Genomic DNA, 17763 nt, shown 5'->3' with positions numbered 1-17763 from the left:
ACGCCCATGACCGACCAGGAAGCACGATCCAGCCACATGAGTGACATTCGCGTTCTGGACCTTTTCGCGGGGCCGGGGGGACTCGATGTGGCGGCGCACTTTCTGGGGTATAGAAGCATCGGCATCGAGCTGGATTCGAATGCGTGCGAGACGCGCTACGCGGCGGGGCTGCCGACAATCCATGCGGACGTGACCGTGATGCGTGAGACCCGCTTCGACGAGATCCCCAGGTCGGTCGACATCCTCACTGGGGGGCCACCGTGTCAGTCATTTTCTGTCGCCGGGAAGGGAGCCGGTCGTCGGGCTCTGGACACCGTGAAAAAGTTCATGTCGCGGCTCGTCGACGGTGAAGACGAGGCGCAGATCAACAAAGAGCTGCGTGATCTCGATGACCCTCGTACCGCGCTGGTCCTGGAGCCGCTGCGATGGATCATCAAGGCCCTCGAAACTGATGGTCGCGATCCGTACGAGGTGGTCGTCCTCGAGCAGGTACCTCAGGTCATGCCGCTTTGGGAACTCTATGCAGAGTTGCTCCGCGGCGGTGAAGGGCGGCTCTCTGGTGTCAAGTACGAAACTGAGACCTGGAAGTTGAAGACCGAGGAGTTCGGGGTGCCGCAGACTCGGACACGGGCGGTGTTTGCAGCACGTCGCGTGGAACGCGGACCCATTGCAAGGATCGAGCGGACACACGACGCTTTCGATGTAACTCGGCGTAAGCGCCGCACCGTGCAAGCCGAATCATTGCTAAGCGACTTTATGGCTCCTCGGAGCCCGGCAAACTGGGTTTCCATGGCAGAGGCCCTGGAATCTGCTAGCCAGCTGCCTGATTCGCCCGTAGATATATCCCGGTTGCAAACAGGCGACGATCTGAAGTTTTTCGTTGTGTCAAACTATGGTTCGGGTGGAATTTCAACGAACAGAGGCCAACGCCAATCATCTGAACCAGCTTTTACAGTCACTGGAAAAGTCTCACGAAACAGAATATATAAGAGTCGAGACGATTACGATGCCGAGCGTTGGGATCGTTTCACGCTGCCGGAATCCGGAGTTCTGCAAACCTTCCCTCATAACTTTCCGTGGTCTGGAAAAGACCAGGCGCAGCAGATCGGTAATGCTGTTCCGCCTTTGCTGGGTATGCACGTACTCAGTACGGTACTGCATGACTGCGCGCCCGCTCCGGAGCAGCTCGCATCGGCGAATACCTGGCCGGAGGTATCCGAAAGCACCTCCGAGGAACTGCGGCATCTCGGGTGCGGTGATCGAAGCCAATGTCCTCCCGAGGCACACAAGGCTATTCACTCGGAACAGGATTCCGCCCCCTGACCGGAGCTTCGTTGAACAGCTCAGCGAAGTGGCCGACGAGTTTCTCGACCGACTCGGCCGGAGCTTGTTCTTCCTCCGGCCCTTCGGGCAGGTCGTTCCTCGGTGAGGGCAACGCTCTCTCTGCATCTGCGATCCAGTTGCGAAGTGCCTCGCCATCTCGCTCCACATCGGGAGCTAGGACGTCGTACATGAGCGTTGCTGCTGCGGCATTGACAGCCGTAGTCAGAGCGTTGACTTCACGGCCGGTACGCACGGTTCCCCGTGTCATCAGTTCGACGAGCGCCAGCGCGGTCGGACGATGGTCGATGACATCGAGACGAAGAGCGGAGTTGAGCATGTCCTGGTTGCTGCACGCCATGACGACCGGTTGATAGTCGGAACCGTCGCGGAACAGTTCGGCCGCCCACCACAGTCGTGCGAAGGCCTGCTTGAAGTGGGGGCCAACGAACTTGTCTCGGGCAACACTGCTGCGTCGGCCGTTCGACTTCGGCTCGGGCATATGTCGCCAGACAACATAGTCCGGCGCGACCCCGAGAGCGATGTAGGCCCAGAAGCGCCTGTCGGCCGCTTCCCGTCGAGTTAGCCGAAGGGTTTCGTGTAGACGCGGTGCCAGCCAGGCATCCGCGGTGGTGGGACGTTCATTGCGAAACCTGTTCATCGCATCGTGGATCAACTCACGGACGCGGCGTGTCTCCATGCGTCGATCATTGATCGGAAGTTCGTCCGCGACCTTGTTGAGCGCGATGGATTTGACGTCTTCCTGCCCCTCGAGCAGTCCCGTCGAGAGGAACTCGGCAGCCTGCGCGTCGGACAGCAGTGCCAGCCGTTCTGGAAGATATTCGGGGCACCCCGTCATGGGTGAATCTCCTGATCGAGTTGTGCGATGCCACGGACAGTCGCCGCGAGGGTCGTAGGAACCTCGGCTCGACGTGCGGCGGCATACTGAATGCGCGATTGTAGGTCTGCCCAGTTTCCGTTACCGGCCCGGCGCGCGTGCACCTCGCGCAGCGCATTTTGGAGGGATCGACTAGGGAAGATATCCGGGAGCATCTCGCGCAGTACCGCACCTCGCCAGTCGGCTGGAAACAGCGGAGTCCCGTCGTCTTCGATCTCCAGGTCGCCGATAGCAGTGTGGAAGACGGATGTCCAGACGTCGGCGCACACCTGGGCCAGCAGCATCTTCCCTATCATCTGCTCTGCCTTCGAGCCCTGACCTTCGATCAGTGCGACCAAACCATCGAAATCCGAGTTCACGCGGAGCACAGGCATACTGCCCGACGTATCCACGACCCACGGTGTGTCCCGCAGGCTCGCGAGCCATTCGGTGCTGCGGGCGAAACTCACCGTGTGGACTTCGATCTCACGTTCTCTGATCGGGTTGTCGGAGGTCAGGTCGACAATCCACTCCCGGTCGCTGGAGCCGATGATCCGGCCTGCGACGCCCTTGACGGTCGCCACAACGTGGACGGCCAGGGAGGCTCGGTCCAAGTGATCATCGCGCTCGAATTCGAGCTCGCCTGTCCATTCCTTGCCGGATGTATCGAGTCTCAAGTGGGTTATTGTGCGGGTGCTGGTGGCTCCCTCGGAGAGAACCGCGACAACCGAAATGTCGGTCCAGTCGTTCGTTCGCGCTAATTCACGATCGGGCACGGTTGCGGCCAAGACGATTCGAGCGGTGTGCCAGTCGCTACGTTCGGCGCGACCGAGCGCGACGACCTGTTCGATCACCGAGTACGCCTTGGTGTCCAGCTGTTCACGAGCTTCTCCGGGACCGCGTAACCGGACGGCTGTCACCCGTGCCGTCACCGGCCCGGAGAGCCGCGGGTATGGGTAGACCCTCATCGATCGCCCCCTTTGCTTTCCTGCAGTTCCACCACGAGACCAGTGAGTCCGGCCCGCACCGGATGCGTGGATACATCGGTGGTCCCCTGGAATATCGCTCGACGGGAGTTCGGCTTGAATTCCAGTGCGCCGTCGTTCAGTTCGCAATTTCGGAGAGGGACGAGTTCGGCCCATTGCACCACGGGGCGAGAGCCGGAGCGCACCTCGAGCTTTGCGACGGGGTACATGCGCCATACCTCGTCATCGGAGGGCACTTTGACTTCCGCTGTAACACTCCAGGCGCCCGAGGTGTCGACCTCGGCCTCCAACTCGGTCAATTCGGGCGGAGTTGATTTCCCCCTTGTCTTGGCCGGTGCCTTTCCGGAGATCTTGAGCCGGCCACGCACGCTAGATGTGCCGTTGCGCTTCTCCTTCGGAATGGCGACCAGGTCGCGTACAGCGCGATTGGTTTCGGTGGTCAATACAGCGATTCGGCGATGGGCCGAGGGGGAGTAGCGCATGCGCAACTCCTCTGTCTGGCCCCACTTATTGTGTTCGGGCGGTTCGGCGGCACGGAGGAATATCTCTGTGTCGTCGGCGAAAGGGGCATCTTTTCCTGCGGCAAGGCCGGTGAGTAAAACTGCCTGAAATGGGTTGGTGCCCACTGGCAGATCGGTGACCCGGCTGGTCTTGACGGTCATACGGTTGCCACGCATGGCAGTGACCTGATTGATCTTGCCGTCGGCATCGGTGGCGTCGGTGACGAGTAGGACGGCTCGGTGCTCACCGGCAGTGCCGGCTCGGCCATCACGATGGGGTAGTCGCAGAGCTACAGTGGTCTGTGCCACTTGGCCCGCCTCAACGAGCCTGTCCACTGTGGTGCCGTTGAGAAACGCCTCCAGCGCGCGGGTCCGGGCGGGTTGATGTACATGCGGTTCGACGCGCTCTTCCGGAAGGAATTCTGTGCCGTTGCGCAAGGTCCGCACGGATGCCTCCAGCAGGGGAAGCTGATCGGTTCCCGCTGTCATGGCAGCCCAGAAATTGCGCCCGAGAGCGTGTACCAGTCTGCGGTGCATACGCTCCAGATTGTCTTCGTCGTCCTCGGCGTCACCGTCGAGTTCCAGACCCGTCGTGGCGAGACTGGCCACATCGTGGGCCCCTACGATCAAGAAGGATGTGCCAGGTTCTTCGCCGTCGCGTGTCAGATGCAGCTCTTCTACCGCATCTTCGGTTGCCCACCACGACCGAACGACCTTCGAATCTCCCTTCTCCGGATCCGGCGTGCCCAGCCAGCCCGGGCCCGCGAAACCTTTTCCGTCCACTTCGCGCCACGGAAGGTCGAGTCGTCCGATGACACGTCGTTGGGTGCGTCCCTCGTGCGGTTCGGAAAGGGTGGAGTTGATGAGAACGAGCCCGAGTCTGCTGGTGCCCCACAGCGTAGCCTTGCCCAGCCCATACGATCCGCCAGCGGACGAATCCGTCTTTCGACTCTCGAGTTGGCGACGGACAACGGCGGCAAAGCGCCCATCGCCGTAGTCGTCGCCGGTCAAACCTGTCGCGTTGTAGTCATCTATGCGCAGCAGGACCAGGCGGTCGCGCTCACCCATCATGTCCCGGAGCCCCGAGCCGATGATGCGTCCGACTTTCTGGTCTTGTGCGGCCGCTGCTCTGTAGTGCGGGAGGAGGTCGTCCCAGCGGATGGCAGTGCGGAACCGGTCGAGCGCGGCACCGGTCAACTCATGAAGGGTGTAACGGACTCGGACCGGCTCGTCATTTTGCTTGATTCGTTCGTCCAAGCTGTTCTGAGTCGCCTCACGTGCCAGGATCTCCAGATCGGCCTCGAAGGCGAAAGCCGCTGCATTGCCGAACTCCCGGCCACCGTCTCGATGTCCTGGGCGGTGATACCACGTGGTTTCCGGACCGCTCGCCGCGGCGGCGGTACTGCCGGATGCCGGAAGGATCTCGCCTTCGTTTCTCATGATCTTGTCCGCCTGGGCCACGACATCCGGGCGAGGCTCGGACCGCCCGTCCAACCAGGCGCTGATGACTGCCGGATGTACCTCGAGCCGCTGCGCCAGGTCTTTCGGGTCTGTGCCTTTGCGTCGAAGACGCTCGGCCAACCATTGACCTCGCTCGGTTCTGTTCGAGTCCAACGCTCCTCCTCGCCTGCCGGTATGTCCCCGTGTTGCTGCACTGTCGGTGTGCTGCTACAACACGGCGTCGACAGGTCTCTCCTGCATTTCAAATGTATTCTCGCGAGCCACACGGCTTAGATGCTCATGCTGCCGTCAGTCGATCACGGGGAAGCCGCTGACGTGAATGCTTAGTGACTGCCGTACCTCTGGTAGTACCGCCTCCAGGAGTCCTGGAACCGTGCTGCCGCCGAGTACCAATTGACGGTCGAGCAGACGGTTGCCTGATTCGCATGACGTCTCGCTGATGAGTGTGCAGCCGTGGCAGGCAGAGAGGTTGAGGTGTGCGCTGCGCTGCCTGTCGCTTTCGATGCAGACGGGGTCGTTGGAACAGACATCGGCATCATCAAGAGCCGAGGTGAGTAGCGGGATAACTCGTTTCGGCTCACCGAGCCGCACGAGGCCTCCCAGGGTTCCCTGAGCATCACCTGCTGCAGTGTAGATCAGGATGCCCGCCATGGGATCTGGCCCGTCTGCGTTGGCGTAGATCTTCTCCTGAAGAGCTGCCGACGAGTAGCCGCTGGCGAACGCCAGGCGACGGATGAGGAGATGGGCGAGCGTGTGCAGGGCAACGAACCGGGGTGTCGGTACTTCGAGTCGTTGCGCCCACGGTGTCTCCTGGCGGCGTTTCCCGAGAATGGCGGCACGGACCTGGACCCGGTCGAGGCGTTCCCAAGTCGCTACGGCATCCTCGTCGAACTGAAAAAAGATTCCCTCGCCGTACAACTCGATGGCGGGATACAACGGTTGCCTCTTCTGGTCCGGCCCGAGATCGACGTGGATGAGCGCTGCGTCCGGGGAATGTCGCCGGAACCCGCGCAAAGCACGGACCTCCCTCACGCGCCGCACTTGCCCGATTCCGGCCATTGCGTCGATCAGTGACCTCGGTCCGGGAGTCTCGCCCGACACTTTCCACCCGTCTACGACGAAGTCGCCTCCGGTGCGGTCCCGGCCGCTGCTCAGTTTCTTGACAAATGCCGCCCACTCTCCGTCACGCAGACCGGCGATTGATTCTTCCACCGACATACCGTCGCCTGCGGCAATGGCGAGGACAGCTTCGGGCGACACACCAATTTCTTCGGCGATCCAACCGGCGACGACCTCTGCCTGCGGTCCGCCGTTGTCTGCCACGACCTTGTCGAAGTAGACGTGGCTTCGTATGTCCGACACCAACTCTTCCGACTGCGGGGTCTCTTCCGGGATATCCAGGGCCGAGACGCGCTCAGCGATATAGTTTCCGGTCGCACCACGCTGCACGGCAACCAGGTGGTGGTCACACACATCTCTGGCAGCTTCCTCGTCCTCCCAAGGCTGGCGGCCACCGCACTTGATGCCGTCTCTGTGAAGTGCGTCTTTCCCGACGAGTTCGGACAGCGGTCGCGAACGTTTGCATCCACCACAATTGATGCGCAGTGAGGCGAGACCTTCCCCGTGTTTCGCCGATCGGACGAATGTGAGCTCCTTATAGGCGCGACAGAATCGGACTTCCTCCGTCACGCCGGCGTCACGACCTCGGTGCGCCCACATGAACCATGGAATATCTTGTACGTGACTACCATTCGTGCAGACCGCGATATATCGCATGGGAACGAGTCCGCCGCCACAGTTGCAGGTATTGGTCCAGCGGCCTTTGTATTTGCCCGTAAGCGTTGAAAGTTTGGAACACCGCTCGCAGAACCGCCAGGCAGGAAAGCGCCAGTACAGCAACCCCTCTGTCTCCTTCGCTGCCCGGCCGGCGTGGGTCGAAGGTTGCCTCAGCTCGCCGGGGCCGAGTCGTGCGAGAAGCCGATCGCAGCTGATCCGGGGGGAGCGTTTTCGATCCCACCACGATGTGTCGGGAGCGATGAGGGATTCCCCTCGCACGTCGACGATCGCCCCGACGCCGAATGGCGTGATCGTCTCCGAAAGTCGCAGGTCATGCTTGATTTTCTCCACGGATGACCTCCTCACGTGGCTCTTGGACGGAAACTGCGACATTCGGCTCGACCGAACGCATGGAGTCGGCGACGAGCCAACCCTCGTTGGGTTGACCGAATCGCTTCAACAAGGATTCGTCCGTGCCTGAACGGCGGTCGTAACGTAGCGGCTTGTTCTGCTCGCGGGCCTCTGCGGCGCGCCGGTCCCAGTCCCGCAGAAGTCTCCTCAGTTCGTCCTCGGTCTCGTCCTTTTCGATAGCGTCGGATCGGGATACAAGTTCGAGGAAGCGGTTGACCTGCTTGTCGATGGCCTCGGCCAGCCTGGAGTGCTCCAGGTCGAGCGCGCCGGCAGAGGTGTCCGCGGCGAGCGACGGGAAAGAATGCCTTATCAGTGCAACCAGGGCCCCTGCCAGCGAGCGCTGCCGTGAGGACAGGGACCACGGAGTGACACTGGTGGGTTCCACGCTGCGATACAGGGCATCGTGGTAGCCGCGGAACGTCTCGAAGTGCGAACGGTCGCGCGCGCGATTCGATCGGAACAGAGTCACCACGATGCCGCTGTTCTCGCCTCGCCCGACACGGCTGGTCGCCTGGATGTATTCCGCTGTGGTCTTGGGCTGTCCGACCATGAGCATGAGTGCCAGGCGGGGGATGTCTATGCCTACGGAGAGCATGTTCGAGGAAAGGACCACATCGATTGCTTCTTTCGAATCGTCCGCACTCGTACGCAGTTCCCGGAGGTCATTGGGCAGTTCCTCGGGCCGTCGGCGACTGGTCAGTTCCAGTACCTTGTCCTTTCGAATACGTCGCAGCGGAATCCCTATCCGCTCTGCGCGCGTCTCCAAGCGGCCGTTAACGTCATCGACGACGAGGGTGCCGGTGCGTCCAAGCTCTCGAAGAGAGTTGTGATACATGACCAGCGTCCAGTAGGCGTCATGTGAGGTGGGCGGCGACAGCTGCGCATCGACGACAGCAGGCAGTTCAGCCAAGGGTGCTGCTGCGGCCACCAAGGCGGTCACCTGCGGAAGAGATTGGGGCATCAAACCGACGTAGAGACGTCCTGCACCATTCTCCACCGGCCGCGAGAAGAACGTCGTGTCATCGTCGAGACCCGCCGGGGGGTACAGTGCGACATCACGACCATAGAGCCCTTTGATCTGCTCTTGCGAGGCCCGAATGGTCGCAGTGGATGCGACGATCTTTGGTCTGGTGCCGGTCTTGCTCAACAGAAGCTGAATAACCGCGTCGAACACGGCGACTGTGGTCCCGAGTGGCCCGGATAGGAGGTGCAGCTCGTCCTGGATGACCATGGACGGCTGGCGGTAGCTCGTATCGAGTCCGAGCAATTTTCCGGCTTCGGGCTTGAACTGCAATCGCGCGAACTTGTCGACCGTTGCGAGGAGAATGGTCGGCGGTTCGTCATACAGGAGGTCGTCGACTACAGCCAAGGGCAACTCCGCGGCGAAATGGCAATTCCTGTCTGTGCAGTGGATAATGATATCCCGACCGACCAACTTCATACCGTACCGACCCGGGTCATCCGACCTCTGGCGCGGTATGAGCGGTGTCAGACACCAAGGGCAACTCTCAACCTGGAATTTGTTTGCTTCCTCGGGTCGAGTTGCCTTGAGTAACCGTTCGAGGGCGGCCTTAGCATCGGGACGCGTAGCGGGAGTCGCTTCGTTGCCGACCCACAGACCGATGGTGAACCGGGCCATACCTTTTACCCTGGGGTCGGAACCACGGAGGATCTCCATCGCACAGATGAGGGCGGCGGCCCGCTGGAACTGTTGGGCGGTCAAGAGTCGCAGGGTATAGCGCGTAATAACCGCAGTGCCGGCACCCTTCATGCCATAGAGGAGACGGCGTCGAAATATCTCGATCGCCGCGAGACCCAGATATGCCTCAGTCTTTCCGCCGCCAGTCGGAAACCAGATCAGGTCGACCAGCGCGCGATCAGGGTGCTCTTCCTCGACGGTTGATGCCAGGGACACCAGCAAGAATCCGAGCTGGAAGGGGCGCCAGGCAGGCTCACCCCCAGTATTGCCCCGGTTTACGGCAGCCTGTTGCATCTGAAGTCTCATGGCTGCCATGGCGAGCGCGAAGGCTTCGCGGAGAGCGGGCTGGTCCGATTTCCGCAGCAGTTCGACGCCTGCAGCCATCCGGTCAGCCGCTACCCGCGAGCGGCTGGTTATATCACGTGCGGCCTTGGTTTGGTCGCCGAATGTCTCGACGCGAGACTCCTGAACCGCCACCCACGTCGAGAACGCGGCAACGAACGCGTCGAGCAATCGCAGCACCGCATCGGGATCGCTGTCGATACGCGACAGCACGTCGAGACGCAGAGCACGGGCTTCCTCCGTGTCTGCATCGAATCCGGTGGTCTCTACGCTCGGAACTATGAAAGACGGAAGCGGTGTCAGGAATATCTTGGTGCAGTGGCCGGATTCGGATTCCCAGCCGGTGGCCATGCCGTGGCCTACGGCGTAGACCGTGCGGTTCCGATAGCGAAGGCGCAGTTCGGCGGACTCCTCGTCCAGATCAAGGGTGCGGTATGTGTCGTATTCGATGAACTTGGCGCCGTCGGCGGCGCGGACCGCAAGATCGACCTGGAACAGCATACGGTCGATATCCAGCTTATCGTTGCCGGTCGAGGCTTCGGTCAGTCGTACATGGACAGTGACCAGGTGAGCATCACCGTAACGTCGCCAGCGCGATCCGATCTCGAAGGGCACGTGTCCTGCCGTAAAACGTTGTGGCGGCCGGTCGGCGCTGACTGCCACGTCAAGGACTTCGAACGGGCGGCGGCGCCATCGAGGCGGCCCATCGTCGGAGATCGCCTCGTACGTGCCTCCCGAGAAGTCGCAGACGGCGGTATCCGAATCGGTCACGAATGAGATAGCGATGGAAGAGGGCCGCCAGTCCTCAGGCAGTGGGACCCCGGCGCCGTCCTCTTCCACATCGCCGGTCGGGACTGCTGAGGAGAGGACGGCGCCCTCGTCTGTGACTTCCGAGGGCGGCGGTTTCGACTCGACTGGAAACAACATTCCGATCGAATACTGCAGATTCGGTCGGTTCTGCAGCACCTCGTCTTCGCCGTGCTCGGGCCCGACATAGGCAGCGCGAAGGTGGTCGAGAGCGACTTTTTGTCCGTTGGTGAGGGTCATTGCGTTGCCCTTTGCCGTCGAAGAAGTTCCTGAAGGCGCCGTTTGTCCTCGACGGACGCGACGATGTGAAGGGAGACGCGCGCACGCGTCACTGCGACATAGAACGCAGCGATCCCCGTGTCGTCGTAAACCTCCGGCAAATCGCATACGATGACGTGCTCTGCTTCGAGCCCCTTGGTGTACCGAGGACTGGTTACGGTGATCCGGTCGTGCGTCGATGAGGGCTCCGCTGTTGACGAGGTGCTGATTATCCAGATCCCCGATCGGGAGCATCCGTCGCCGATCAGGCGGCGTGCAACATCTGCCGCCTGCTCGACGTCAGCGGCGCCCTCGGGCCATCGCCATTGGACTCTGTCGCCGTGGACGATGCCCGAATCGCCCACATCTGCGCCGAGATACTCTTGCACCACATGCACGATCGCCTTCGTGTTGCGAACGTTCCGTTGCAGGTCGAACGACGGAGCCTCGGTTTCGACCAAGTCGTACACGTCCTGGTCGAAGCGGCCATCGACATGGGCCTGGTTGTTCGGATCGAGAAACATACGCCATCGGCCATCGGAACGGCCGCCCGCAATGACCGTATCCAGCCGATCCATTGCCTCGGCATTCATGAGATCTTGTGCTTCATCGATCAAAACAACGTCGTAGATTTTGCTGTCAGTCAACGCGTCGAATGGTACGAGGTCGATATCTCGGCCTGCAATGAGAGGCGTGAAAAGCTTGGTGAGGGCCGGGGAATGGAATGTGATCAGAACTGACCGGCCGGTGTTGGCTTCCTGTTTGGCCGCCTCGGCCAGCACCAGCGATTTTCCGGTTCCGGCACCTCCCAGCACCAGCATCCTACGATTCCGGGCCAGCGATGCGAGCACTCGCGCCTGTTCCTTGGTGGCTCTGTTCTGCTCTTCCAGCACGGCACCTCGTTGAGCATCGATCACCGGCATACGGGTGAACTCGCCGAAAAGCCGATCCCGGAGATCCTGACTGCGGGCCTTCTTCTCGCCGTACGGTGCCTCTCGTCTCGCCTCGGCAATCGCAGCGAATGCGTCGGTCAGCGCGTCGACGCCTATATTGTCCTTCGCCAGCCAGTGAGTCGACTTCCACTCGATCGAATGAGGCGGAGAATCGATGTCAGGAGTGATGACGACCGCCTCGTGGGCGAACCACCCGACCCCTTCGCCTCGGAGGATGTCCTGCAGAGCGAACATTGCCGAGCGTGCTTGGTCCACCGGGGAGGAGGTGAGTTTGTTCCAATCCCCTCGGCGATCGACGGAGTACCAGACCCCGTCGTACTTCTTCACACCGCCGCCTTTGACTTCTACGACGATTATCATGTTGTCCCACAAGATCACGAAGTCGGCTTCGGCCTGTTGCTTATGCGCGTGTGACCGCAACTTCACCGAGTAGAAAGCCACTCCATCCGGCGGGCCCGCGATCCGATGCAGGAGCGAGGCAACTCGACGTTCCGCGTCGCTCTCGGCGTTGCGCAGAATCTCCGGCAGGTCCGGAATCAAAATCAATTTCGCCCCCTGTTCCACAGGTCCTCATACTCGCGAAAGCCGAGCAGATCGTTTATATCCCCGAAGTTGTCTTCCATGTCGACGATGAGACATTTCTCCTTGCCGCCGTTCAACGGACCGCGGAGTCCGCGGCCCGCCATCTGGATGTATGCGCTGGGGCTGAACGTCGGACGTGCGATGTAGAGCGCGCGGACACCAGGCGCATCGAACCCCTGGATCAGCACATCGCAGTTGGTAAGCACACGGATCTCACCGTCCTGGAACTGCTGAATGATCTCTCGGCGTTCCTGTCGCCCCGTCTGACCACTGACGGATGCTGCACTGCGACCTTGGTAACGAATCATCGCCGCAAGGACCTGGGCCGATAGGACATTCGGAGTGAACACAAGTATCGGCCACTCCGGATCCCGATCCAGGATATGGCTGAGCAAAACCGACATACGTGCACGGTCTTTGGCAATCCTGTCCAGGACACCTTGATTGACGCGTCCCATACGCGTCATTTGGTCACGCTCGACCTTTGAGAGCGTCACTTCGGCGCCAGGGAGCACGTCATGTTCTACGTGGGCCAGGAATCCGCGTTCGGCCAGGATCTTGTAGGGATTCTCACCGAATGCGCTGATCTTGGTGTCACCGAACCTGCTGACAAGGCTGCGTGTTCCCGCTTCTGACCTGCCCTTGAAGGGGGTCGCTGACAACCCGACAAGTGGTCGCTCCCAGCCTCGGCCCGCGACTCCCAGCCAAGCCAGAATTCTGGTGTAGCGTTCCGAATCGCCGGCGCGATGTGCTTCGTCTACAACCACCGCGGCCGGCTCTTTCAACCAGGAGTACTCGCTGTCGTCGTTGTTGATTATTTCGTCGAGCTGTGCGTCAGTAGCTACGATCACACCGAATTCCGTTTCGGGACGGTGAACGTCGTTCCCTTCCCAGAGGCGACCGATCGTCAGCGGATGCTCGGCACGGATCCCCCGCCACACCGTACTGAAAGTCTGGACAGCTTGCTCACACAATTCTTGAGACTGAGCTATCCAGAGGATGTTGCCGCTCATCTCGCCTTCGAGGAACAGGCGAAGGATCGTTTCCGAGGCAACCCGGGTCTTACCCGCCCCCGTCGGGAGTTCGACCATCGCTTTGCGTGCCCGTCCTCTCTCGTCCGGCTTGGTAAGTACTTCGCGCAGTTTCAGGCTGATATCCGCCTGGAAATCGTGCAATGGACTGAGTTCGGTGACTCCGGGGATGACGAACTCGGCATCTTGGCGTTGAGTTCTACGGCCGGCATATTTGGCGCTGAAGCCCATCTTTCGGAGCCAGGAAATCGTGGCGGCCCCGCCGGCCCACGTCTGCGGTACGTCTGGGAAACCTTCCCGCCTGAAAGGTTCCGCAAGAAACTTGATGGAATCCGAGCCGCGGACCGTCAGGTACAGCTCCCCGACGGAAGTCGAGGAATCCACCAGGTCCTGGGCTTCAAGCGCTTGCCACAGCCCCTTGGGGAGTTCCTCACGGAGGTCGTCCTCGCCGAAGTAGATCTCGAGCCGCTCTGCGTCGGTGGTCGCAGCCTGGGCAGCCTGGCGGGCTTGCTCGAGGCGATGGTCAAGGCCGACCTGGCGCACTTTAGCGAGTTCTGCATTGCTCAAATGCAGTTCGAACCCCTCATTGACGATCTTGAGTAGACGCTCCTCGCCGGTCGCGCTTTGGACGAAGAGTCGCACTCCATCCGTCAGATGCCACTCGAGTGACTCCTCCTCGACACCATGCTCCGTAGTGGTGTACTTCGTGATGTTTGCAGCGCGAGTGACTGTTGCCGGCATCAATCGATCGGCTGCAGCGGTCTTCCGAAGTCCAGTGAGTACGTCGAGTATCGACTCGCTGGCCTGTTGTCCTTCCGGAACAACGGAGAATGAGAAGGCATCTTCGAACTTTCGGCATCCCACAGTTTCCACAACGTCTGCGACTGTTTCCTCTGTGGCTACCAAATACGGTCGTTGCCGGGATATGAGGAACTCGCGCTCCTCGTCCGTCACGGCCACGAAAACCGACTTGGTCGAACGTAATTCTATTGCACGTCCCACTCGAGCAGGGATGCGAGGTGGTTTTCTTTCGGGATATGCTATACGGCTGGCTGAAACGATGAACTCAGTAAGGGTAAGATCGCTTATCTTGTCGGATACGGAGTCGGATTCGAGTCCTTCCCGGAGAAGTGCTGGGGGGACTTCTTCAAGTTTGTCGGGAAGGTTTAGAATATCTACCACGGGACGTGGTCCCATGAATAGGGGGAGGAACTCTCCATATTTCATCAGCGATGGAGCCACCACCTCGCGGGGGTACCGTATTCCTTTCATTGACTCCACCAGGCCGGCCTTTTCTAAGGCCCATCGCACAGGAGAGGGGACGGAAAATACGTTGCCCGAGTCGAGGTCCTCGCAGTCCCATTCCGCATCGCCGAAGCTGAGGAGCTTGTATGTCCACGCGACGCGCAGTCGGAACGATGCTTGAGCTTCATCGAGGAGGATAAGCATCGAAAACGGCCCCGGCGATCCACCGTGCCTCGGTTGGAGGGAAATACGGTCGAGCGGACGCTCGCCAGGGCCGAGAGCCTGGTTGACGGCCTTCAAGACCGATGAACGGTATTGATCATAGAGCGGTTCGTCTTCGATGTTGTATTCCCCGATGGGCTCGCGGACAACCCCGATAGCGTGCGCGACATCGGGAACGCATCGTGACCGATCGAGCTGTAAATGGGCGTACTCCGCATCGAGAGGTTCGTCTATGTCAATGACCTGTTGTGGCCACGACCATTCACCGTTGCACGTGGGAACCTTCACCACGGTTCGGGAGTGGTCCCTGATCACGCTTATCGCCTGTTGGACAGTGAGGTTGAGTGCGGCGTCCCAAAGTCGGGATAGTTGGCGGTCGTCGGGTTCGACCGGCAATTGGTATACACGAGCATTGAAAATCGCAACGGGATCGAGGTTTCGGAACCCCGCCTTGATCAGCAAGGCTTTGATACCCGGCTGCGAAAGAAACAGGGGTTCCACGAACTCGGCATCTTCGATGTCGATATCTTCTTCGCGTTCGAGGAAGACACTGTCCTTGTTATGTAATCCACATAACCCAGCCGTGGTCGGGATCACCTTCGCTTGCGCGAACCCGGACGGGTTCTTCTGGTTCAGAATGAACCTCAAAGCTCGGGCAGCAGAGGTGAAGTCGCTGCCTTCCGACCATTCCCTCAGCCATGAAAGGATCCCACGTGCCGGCATATTCTCCAGTGCGCGCTTCATGTCGTGGTCATCGCTCTCGGCGAGGCTGGGATCGAAACCGTAGGCCATCAGTTGACGGAGGCGTGTCGCTCGTTGAGGTGAGGTGTAACAACGCCAGTGGGGAACATCGTCGCCCGTATTGGGGGATTCGATCCATGCGCGATGGTCGTTTTCGTTGACTGTGACCTCCGTCCGGAAATCGAGTGGACGGATATCTTCGGCTCGCGCGAGGTCTCCGTTCGCGTCGGGGATCAATGCAACCCCGGCGTACTGGCGTGGGATCGCCGCATACAAGACGGTGTCGCCGAACGAACGCTCCTCGCGCCCACGCGCGGGCAGGTAGTCCAGGTGAGCAGCGGGATCAGTGGGGGTACTGAGGCGGGGCAAGAGGTCGACGAACATCTCCGCCAGCGTCCTGAGTATCTCGCGGTTGTAGTCGTTGCGCAGCAGAGTGGTGCGGTCATCATTCACACTCCAGGGGGCATTGAACAGTGCGGATGCCGACGTCTGGTCTTGGAGCGGGAAGTACGACCAAAATTGCCCGACGCGAAGCTGACTGTGGTTCACTGGTACGGCCACGGCTACCTTGACCGCAGAGCGCGAGACGGCCTCACCAACTTCCTTCCGGGCCCTTAGAGACGGCGAATGCATTCGGTCTTCGACGAGCCACTCGTCGCCGGTGCCATCCGGACGCTCGATCTTGAAGTTGCCGTTCCCGAGTTTCCGGGACACGTGGCTCGTCTCGAAACCGTCTTCGCCGAGTACGCGGAGCCTCACTTCTCGTACGGAGCTGACGAACAAGAGAAATTCCGAGGAGAAGGACTCGATCTCGTTCCGCAGACGGTCGAGGTTCATGGCATCTGGAAGCTTGACGACGGTTGCCGCCCATTCTGAGAGCTCTTCGAGAATGGTGTCTTGGGCGAAATGAGCCTGAGCGTCGACAAGGGTCGGTGTGCGTAGGACAGGGTATCGCTTGACCTGGGCTCCGACACCGGCGATCGCGGTCTTTGCTTCCGGTGAATTGAACTCGAAGGACACCGACCTGCTGAAGACCTGAGGTGTTTCGGTCACAGCGAGAACCGATTTGAAGCCGAGGCCGAATCGTCCGATCTCGTCGCCGCGTTTGCCACTCAGGTGTGCATGCGCGATCGCGACGAGCCCGTTCTTCGAGAAGGGGCGGCCCGCGTTCGCGCAATAGAGTGCCCTGTTGTCGGGATCCAGGATGATCTCGACCCTGCCTGTGTCGGTGTGATCGCCCGCCATTGCATCGGCCGCGTTCTGTACGAGTTCCAGGAGCGTCCGGTTCGCGTAACCGCCAACCCGAATGATCTCCTCGTGGTTGGCATGCTCGGTGATGAGGTTGCTGTTCGCCTCGTACGACTCGATCGCCCTGCGGAACTGTGCATCGACCTCCCTGGCAAGGCCGCTGTCATGGGTCCATGGCGCCATAGCTCATGCTCTTTCCTGAGTCAATTTGGTGCTTGAAATTCTGGATCGCAGGTGGCGAACTGGTGGGGCGCATCTCGATCGGCGTTGCTGAGGTGCGCCGATGTCGAGAACGGCTGTGGTGGAGGAGGTGGTGGTCAATACCGGCGCGCGGCCGGAGAAATCCTGAGGCGATTCCGCGACCTGGAGTCCTGCCTAGGCGGCGTCCGCACGATCGCGTGCAGATCGGTGCGGTCGACTTCGTGGTTCGCCACCGGGTCCAAACTCCTCGGTCCTGTTTGTTTGTTACGTCGCGGCAACACCGCAGCGGGCTGGGAGCATCGACTTGGTGATCGCCATCAGTGGCACTGCCGTTACCCCCTGATGTCCCGATAGTGCCAGATCCCCCGGCAATTTGACGGACAACGGCCGAACTCGGGTAGGGCCTCTCGGTGGCTGGAGCGATAGAGAGTGTGCGAGGATAGTGCTGAAGAGGCTTCAGGAGCAGGATCAATCGTGTTTGGTACAGTCTGGTACATGCCCCTGCGGCCTTCGAATGGGCATTCGATTTAGTTCAAACATCAGTCTTTCATATCGGCACTTCGGTATCTTTCGGGGCGCGAACACCAAAAACAGCGACGGCCTCGGATCCTGTCCGACGACGCGCGAGCAATTTTCTGACCCGCGCGGTGCCCACGGGTTCCGGGGGAACTCGTACCGGCAGGTCGCGTCCAATTCGTTGCCATGTTCGACTGCTGCGCCGTACCGCTTGATGCATTGCGACTCTCAATCGGTCGGCAGCAAGGGGAAGACTCGACGGCAGTGGACGACGACATCGATAAGGCGGCGCAGGACGATCCGGAGTGGGTGGTGTGACGGAGCCAGGTCGAGACGGGGCGGCCGGACTGTTCACCGACACGCTGTTGCGGGTACCCGCCGATTGGATAACTTCGGCCGGTAAATCCTTGGGGTGCAGGGCGGTGGGTCAACAGACCTTCCGAAAGGGTGCTGTTCGGCTTCGACCCTACGATTCGCTACGACTGGACCGACTCTTCGGACAACCCCGAAGATCTGGCCTTCAGTGCAGCCGACGAGGGAGACTTCGACAGCACAATCGGCCAAGCGTGGTATTCGCGATCTATCGA

Annotated in this window: 8 protein-coding genes; 1 reads left to right on the top strand and 7 read right to left on the bottom strand. The window is 60.6% G+C overall.

Going from position 1 to position 17763, the window contains the following annotated elements:
- Positions 1-6: 6 nt before the first annotated feature.
- A complete protein-coding gene (locus tag IU448_RS08210) occupies positions 7-1323 on the top strand; it encodes a DNA cytosine methyltransferase (RefSeq protein WP_195054799.1) in 1317 nt (438 codons plus the stop codon).
- Here IU448_RS08210 and IU448_RS08205 read toward each other — a convergent pair.
- The 7 genes from IU448_RS08205 to IU448_RS08175 all read right to left on the bottom strand — a co-directional run bounded on the left by IU448_RS08205 (position 1292) and on the right by IU448_RS08175 (position 16642).
- Entirely contained in the window at positions 1292-2179 is an 888-nt protein-coding gene (locus IU448_RS08205; RefSeq protein WP_195054798.1) for a DUF6339 family protein, read from the bottom strand. The two genes, IU448_RS08210 and IU448_RS08205, sit on opposite strands and share 32 nt — an antisense overlap.
- Positions 2176-3051: a hypothetical protein gene (locus tag IU448_RS08200; RefSeq protein WP_228812069.1), complete on the bottom strand. Its 876-nt coding sequence runs from the start codon at positions 3049-3051 to the stop codon at positions 2176-2178. The genes IU448_RS08205 and IU448_RS08200 overlap by 4 nt, the downstream gene beginning before the upstream one ends.
- A 110-nt stretch (positions 3052-3161) precedes the next feature.
- Entirely contained in the window at positions 3162-5264 is a 2103-nt protein-coding gene (locus IU448_RS08195; protein ID WP_228812068.1) for a helix-turn-helix domain-containing protein, read from the bottom strand.
- Positions 5265-5432: 168 nt separating this feature from the next.
- On the bottom strand, positions 5433-7271 hold the full coding sequence (gene drmB / locus IU448_RS08190) for a DrmB family protein (protein ID WP_195054795.1): 1839 nt from the start codon (positions 7269-7271) through the stop codon (positions 5433-5435).
- The gene (locus tag IU448_RS08185) at positions 7252-10419 is read right to left on the bottom strand and encodes a helicase-related protein (protein ID WP_195054794.1); all 3168 of its coding nucleotides are present in this window, start codon (positions 10417-10419) and stop codon (positions 7252-7254) included. The genes drmB and IU448_RS08185 overlap by 20 nt, the downstream gene beginning before the upstream one ends.
- Entirely contained in the window at positions 10416-11954 is a 1539-nt protein-coding gene (locus tag IU448_RS08180) for an NERD domain-containing protein/DEAD/DEAH box helicase (protein ID WP_324188531.1), read from the bottom strand. Before IU448_RS08180 ends, IU448_RS08185 begins: the two co-directional genes overlap by 4 nt.
- Positions 11933-16642 carry a sacsin N-terminal ATP-binding-like domain-containing protein gene (locus IU448_RS08175; protein ID WP_195054793.1) on the bottom strand — a complete coding sequence of 1570 codons (4710 nt, stop codon included), beginning with the start codon at positions 16640-16642 and terminating at the stop codon, positions 11933-11935. Before IU448_RS08175 ends, IU448_RS08180 begins: the two co-directional genes overlap by 22 nt.
- Positions 16643-17763: the final 1121 nt, after the last annotated feature.

This window comes from Nocardia flavorosea (assembly GCF_015477805.1).
Classification (GTDB): Bacteria; Actinomycetota; Actinomycetes; order Mycobacteriales; family Mycobacteriaceae; genus Nocardia; species Nocardia flavorosea_A.
The sequence above is the reverse complement of the archived record's forward strand: the minus strand, read 5'-3'. Positions and strand labels throughout refer to the sequence as shown.